This is a genomic window from Maridesulfovibrio ferrireducens, assembly GCF_016342405.1.
Taxonomy (GTDB): domain Bacteria; phylum Desulfobacterota; class Desulfovibrionia; order Desulfovibrionales; family Desulfovibrionaceae; genus Maridesulfovibrio; species Maridesulfovibrio ferrireducens_A.
Genome location: NZ_JAEINN010000009.1, coordinates 165,545 through 171,544, shown reverse-complemented (window position 1 = coordinate 171,544; position 6,000 = coordinate 165,545). Strand labels below are relative to the sequence as shown.

Here is a 6,000-nt window from a genome sequence, read left to right as displayed (position 1 = left end):
CTGATGAATTTGAAATCAACTGTCAGGAAAATATTTTTGTGGCTTAACTAACTGTCCAGAAAAGTGTGGCAGGATCAGTGAGCATTATTAAAATACAAACAATAATTTATCATCACAAGATAAGTATTTGGAAAAATGGGCAAGTTTTTATTGATTGTCAAGATAATAAAACTTTTATAAAAATGGAAGGCTAATTACCTCCGGCCTTGAAGAAATCCATTTCCTGTTTAGTTAGGCGCAGGCATGGTTTTATTCTTTCGGCATAGAGATTGAAAATCATTACACGCATACTTATTCTGCATGATTTGTCATTTCTGGCTTGCATTGTGAAATGCCATTCATTTTCATCAAACTCATTGTCAAAGGATATGAAATTCGGGTGTGCCATTATCATCTGCATTGCGAGATTCAGCACTTCTGAAAAATCTTTTTGGTTTTTATTGAATATGATTAGAGCTGTTTTGCAGCTTTGCCATGACTCACAGTTCAGAAGCTGATCGATGGTTTTCATGAATCTTTTTTCACCGCTCCATATCTTGCAAATGCCAACAAAGACACTTTTCCCATCTTGTGAGATGGATATGGATGTCTTTCCTTCTTTCATGAAAATGTCATTTTTTGTGTTGCCCTCAAACTGAGTGTTGAGGGTGGAAATGATGATGTCGCGCAACTCGTTTTCATTATGAACCCTGAAAACTTTGGGCGTCCTTTCGCAACTGCATCCAGTATGTCTGATTACTTTGATAATATTTATGAAATCTTTTTCAGAGAGTGTTGGTTCATTTTTTTTGTCAGTACGGTTCCCATGAGAGCAACAAAGTTTTTTTCGTACGTCGATAGGGCTGAAGTCCACTGACTTGGCTCTTCGTTCCGCTACAGCCTCTTCAGCTGTTTTACGTATTGCCTCTTTGTATCGCTGGATATCCATGTCCTGCCAGTGAAGATATTTTTTGATCTCGCTTAGGTTTTGCAGTAATTCAGATTTGACCTGATCATGGTCTGCATGCTGTGGCAGGATATAGTCTTTGACGATCCTGCCTTTTTTTACTTTGAAAGCCGGTCCACCGCCCACGTGGAAAACGGACGGTTGCAACTGCCAAAGTCTATCATCCCCGGAGAAGGGGATTTCAATACGGACCTTGATACCATCGATAAAACTCTGACGGTTTCTACCGTCGGTGAATCTTAAAGAGTCGTCCGAAATGTCGATCTTGCATTTGATCGGGAGGTGTGCGCGTATAAGGTGTTCGTAAAGCTTTAACTGGTTCAATGAATTTTTTATAACCAGCCGACCGATAATTTTATCCGCAGGTGTATTAAGAAAATCTTTCCCCTTGATGGCCTTCACCTGAGATTTGATGCTGTTTATATTATTCTCGAGCATTGATGCCAGTTCATACTCGTTGAAAAGTTTATTGTGCTCGCGTTTATCCATTTTGGTCTCCGCATTTAGTCCACAATGAGCTGATAAACTGTGTAGAAGCTTTAGGAACATGTTGTAATCACAGGTGATCAGCTTTGTAATTCAATTCTGTCCGGCATGAGGTGAAGTCCGATAATATTGTTGTCGGATACCTGGTTGCTTAATTCATAGTGGACTCAGCAATATTCATAGGCAAATTTTGCTTTTTATAATAAAAATATGCATGTGTTGTGCCAGCGGTCAGGAGGTATAGTTGACAAAAAGAAATATTTGGCTAAATTGCCAAATAAGCAAACAAGCAAATCGTGAACATAGTAGTGATGTTGGTTTTTTTGCCAAAAGATGTTGCTCTTTAGCAATCTAAAAGGAGAATAAGTATGAAAATTCAAGTTCTGGGACCTGGGTGTCCCAAATGTGCGAAGGCTGAAAAAATAGTGAAGGAAGCTGTGCTTGAAGCAGGGCTTGAAATTGAAGTTGTAAAGATTTCAGATTTTCAAGAAATTGCTTCTTATGGGGTATTTTCCACTCCTGCTGTTGCGATTGATGGAGAAGTGAAGATTGTTGGAAGAGTTCCAAGCAAGAATGACGTTCTCGGTTGGATAACTGGTTAATATTAAAGGTCAGCCCTTGCGGGTGAGCAAAAGGGGTTTTTGTATGAAAGTAAATCAGAGTATAAAACAATTTTTTTTAGTTCTAATGCTCCTCAGCGTAGTTGTCCCTGCGAGTTCTTTAGCAAATCCCACAGCGGAAGAACTTATATCCGGAGCTCCTCAGGCGATTCCCGTTAAAGGTATGGTCACAATGGTTGATATTGGGGCTAAAGCGTGTGTGCCCTGTAAAATGATGATTCCGGTTATCGAATCTCTGTCGAAGGAGTATGAGGGTAAAGCGGCGATTGTCTTTATTGATGTCTGGAAAAATCCCGATGAAGCTTCTCAATTTGGTATAAGTACCATACCGACTCAGATTTTTTATGACAAAGACGGCAAAGAGAAAATGCGTCACACGGGTTATTTCAGTAAGGAAGAAATTGTAAAAGTGCTTAAAGGGCTGGGCGTAGAGTAACCGTATGGATCAGTTCTTTATCCTTATTAATGAGTGGATGACCGGTGGCCTAATTCTCGGGGCGGCGGGGTGTTTTTTGTGGGGAATGGTGAGCGTGCTTTTCAGCCCCTGCCATCTTGCATCGATTCCGCTAATTGTCGGGTATGTCGCCGGTCAGAATAAATTAGTTGAGGGTAAACTGGCCACTCTTTATGCCGTGGTTTTCACTGTGGGGCTGTTTATTACAATCGCGGTCATTGGCGTGATATGCGCTTTTCTCGGGCGTATGCTGGGCGATGTCGGCCCATATTGGACGGTTATAGTCGGATTTGTTCTTATCTGGGTTGCTTTGGACATGCTGGGATTTTCGGGATGTTCTATGTCTGGGGGGCTCATGTCCAAGTTAAAGGTTAAAGGGATGTCCGGGGCCTTTATTTTGGGACTTGCCTACGGCGTGCTGTCCGGCTCATGCACCTTTGGTTTTATTGCTCCTATCTTGGCTGTTATTACAGTGCAGGAAAAGATTTTTACTGGTATTGTCTTTATTGTCCTTTTTGGTCTCGGGCATTGTATTCCTATTGCTGTTGCCGGTGGATCAGCGGCTCTGGTTCAAAAAATGTTGTCCAGTAGTACATGGCAACGTGGCGGGACTTTGTTTCGCCGCTTTGCGGGTGTTCTTATCGCAGGCATGGGCATCTATTTTATTGTTCAACCTTTTGTTAATATTAATTTTATGGACTGATGAAATTGTCCTGCCTTTGAAAATGGCAACACCGTACTCGTAAAAAGGAAGGAATCATAATGAGAAAACTCCTTTTTTTAATTATCTGGCTATTACTGATTCCGACAACTCTCGGGGCGGTGGATTTAGCTCCCTATAAAAATCTCAGTCCGACGATGTCGGAGTGTCTTAAAGATAAACTGGGCCGCAAACTGTTCGGACAATTGGAGTCAGGAGTTGCTCCTGATGGTGAGTACCAGTGGAAAAAGGCGAACAAGATTTATGCTCGTTGTGTAACTCGTCTTGATCAGGGAATTCCCTCAGGTGTGGATTATTATGACGGTCCTTTTTTTGATGCCATGTCGCAGATTGATGAAACTGTGAACATGAAGCAGGCAATTATGCTGGTTCGTAAAGCTGGAGTTGATAAACTTGCGCTTTTCGCCCGTAGTAGAAAAAGTCTGGGGCAGAATGAAAAAGCGGTTCTGAAGCTTGCAAAGAAGAATCCTGATCTGATTGTGCTCGGTGCTCCTAAATATTTCAGGCATAAGCGTGATGTCAGTTCTCGCTTTATTGATGCGACGATGAGGGGAATTGTGGACCACAACTATCGATTTGTGGGCGAGATTCTTTATACTCATGCTGATAAAAAGTCTGGTAAAACATATAGTTCAGGTGAAAGGTATACTGATCCTGCTCTTCGGGGCACAAAAGAACTTTTGACCCGTCTTTCCGAAATCAAAACTCCGCTGATGACTCATTTTGAGGTTTATGCTCCTGAACGCGATTTTCCCCGTTTTCATAAGCTGTATCGTGACTGGCCTGACCAGATATTTATTATTCCGCATATGGCCTTTGCTTCAGTAGAGCAGGCCACGGAATTTCTTGAGCGTCATCCCAATGTGTATATGACAATGTCCAAAAAGCACGTTCTTATGGATGACTTTCAGGACTCTGATAAACTTGAAAAAATCGGAAGACCGATGTTGGAATGTATGAAATTGAAGCCCGAGTGGCGCGATTTTCTGATTAGATTTCAGGACAGAATTCTGGCTGCAACTGATGCACATATGAAAAAACTCTGGAAAGACTATCTATCTGTTGTTTTCCTGCAACGCGTTGTTCTCGGACAATTGCCTCGCGATGTTGCGGAAAAAATAGCCTATAAGAATGCCGAAAAGGCTTATGGGGTGCTGGTTAAGTAATTAAAATATGGTTTTATACCAACTAATAGGACTGAGTTTCTTCAAGGAGGCTAAGTTTTTTTATGAAAATATTGTTTGACTATCAAACTAAGTCTATGCAAGAAACCTTGAAACACTGATTGTTTGAATATCAAACAAAAAAACAAAGGGATTCTTATGGAATTTGAAACAATATTTCTCGTCGCATTGCAAAGCAGCCTTTTTCTGGGACTTATTCACGGGATTAATCCGTGCGGTCATTCATGGCTTATTCTTGCACCTTTTATTTATGGGGAAAAGAAGGGCGGGCGCGTGTTTTCTCTGACCTCTGCTTTTATTATGGGTACAACTCTTGCCTGTCTTGTTATCGGCTTTACTTTGGGGTCGATATCCTTGACGATTCCTGCTTCGCTAACTTACGTCGTGGATGTTATCACCGTTTGTGTTTTGGTCGCTCTGGGGGCTGTTTTAATTATTAAGCCGGAGTTGCTTCACGGCCATGACCATGATCCTGACCAAGGACATGACCATGAGCACAGTCATAACCACGATCCTGACCATCATCACGGGCACGAGCATGATTGCCAGTGCGGAAATCATCACTCTGAATCAAAATCTGCAATTCGCAGTGTGACTTTTTGGGGACTGTTTTCTGTAGGCTTTTTTAATATGGTAGTGCCGTGTCCGACTGTTGCAATTATGTATTCGTATGCTCTTGATTCCGGCAGTGTTTTGAAGGGTACAGCAGTCTTTGCAAGCTATGCACTTGGAACCGCTATTGCGCTTTCCGTTGTGATTTATGCAATTTATAAAGCAGCCGGATTTGTCCGTACGTTGGAGCAGGGCTGGGTGGAACCTCTTGTTATGAGAACTGCGGGTGTAATGACAATAGCTTTTGGAATATACAGCTATACAACGATGTAATGAAATGGAGAGTCAGTGGCCCTTTTAAGCAAGCTTAATCACTCGGTTATAGAATTTTACGAAAAGTTGTCATCATGGGAGCATGATATCGTGCGTGGGAAAGGGGTAACCCTGCCTCAGATGCATATCCTTGAGGTGCTCGGCATTCATAAACCCAAACGGATGAAAGAGCTTGCGCAACTTATGGGCATAACTACCGGAACTTTGACTGTTCTCGTCGACAGGCTTGAAAGTAAGGGGTTTGTCTGTCGTAAACCTCACGACTCGGATCGCCGATCAATTGTTGTTGAATTGACCGAATCTGGCGAAGCTATGTTTGCAGAGCATGATCGGTTGCATTTACGTCTGATTGATGAGCTTACTTCTGAAATGTCAGATTCAGAGCGCGAAGTTTTTTTGAGCTGTTTGGAGAAAATGAATAAGTCTTTTTGAGTTATTTAAAATTGTTATAAATATTTTGTCATAAAAACAGATTGTTAAAAAGTTATGAACAAGAAATGAACAATTGTGGATAAGTTGTGTTCGTTGCCTTCTCATCCCTACTCTCCCAAGGGCTGAGAGGAAACTTTCGATAAAATGTCTAGAAGTTCTTGACCCAATTCGAAGGTTTGTTAGAATCCCCTAAGTCGTGTTTGTACTTCAGCTGTCCGACAATCTCGGACCATTCCAGGGAACCCGGTTAGATTCCGGGGCGGTTCTGCCGC

General features: G+C 41.9%; 7 protein-coding genes. 6 read left to right on the top strand and 1 reads right to left on the bottom strand.

Annotation, left to right across the window (positions count from 1 at the left end):
• Positions 1–190: 190 nt before the first annotated feature.
• A complete protein-coding gene (locus tag JEY82_RS11660; RefSeq protein WP_304085602.1) occupies positions 191–1,435 on the bottom strand; it encodes a hypothetical protein in 1,245 nt (414 codons plus the stop codon).
• Positions 1,436–1,800: 365 nt separating this feature from the next.
• Here JEY82_RS11660 and JEY82_RS11655 point away from each other — a divergent pair, with 365 nt between their 5' ends.
• The 6 genes from JEY82_RS11655 to JEY82_RS11630 all read left to right on the top strand — a co-directional run bounded on the left by JEY82_RS11655 (position 1,801) and on the right by JEY82_RS11630 (position 5,728).
• Entirely contained in the window at positions 1,801–2,034 is a 234-nt protein-coding gene (locus tag JEY82_RS11655; protein ID WP_304085599.1) for a thioredoxin family protein, read from the top strand.
• Positions 2,035–2,119: 85 nt separating this feature from the next.
• Positions 2,120–2,488 (top strand): co-chaperone YbbN, encoded by a 369-nt coding sequence (locus tag JEY82_RS11650; protein ID WP_304085615.1) that lies wholly within the window; start codon positions 2,120–2,122, stop codon positions 2,486–2,488.
• Positions 2,489–2,492: 4 nt separating this feature from the next.
• Complete coding sequence (locus JEY82_RS11645; RefSeq protein WP_304085597.1) at positions 2,493–3,209, top strand: cytochrome c biogenesis CcdA family protein; 717 nt, start codon at positions 2,493–2,495, stop codon at positions 3,207–3,209.
• Between the two features lie 59 nt (positions 3,210–3,268).
• On the top strand, positions 3,269–4,393 hold the full coding sequence (locus JEY82_RS11640) for an amidohydrolase family protein (protein WP_304085595.1): 1,125 nt from the start codon (positions 3,269–3,271) through the stop codon (positions 4,391–4,393).
• A 156-nt stretch (positions 4,394–4,549) separates the two neighbouring features.
• Positions 4,550–5,296, top strand: a complete 747-nt coding sequence (locus JEY82_RS11635) for a sulfite exporter TauE/SafE family protein (protein WP_304085593.1) — start codon at positions 4,550–4,552, stop codon at positions 5,294–5,296.
• A 15-nt stretch (positions 5,297–5,311) separates the two neighbouring features.
• On the top strand, positions 5,312–5,728 hold the full coding sequence (locus JEY82_RS11630; RefSeq protein WP_304085591.1) for a MarR family winged helix-turn-helix transcriptional regulator: 417 nt from the start codon (positions 5,312–5,314) through the stop codon (positions 5,726–5,728).
• Positions 5,729–6,000 lie beyond the last annotated feature (272 nt).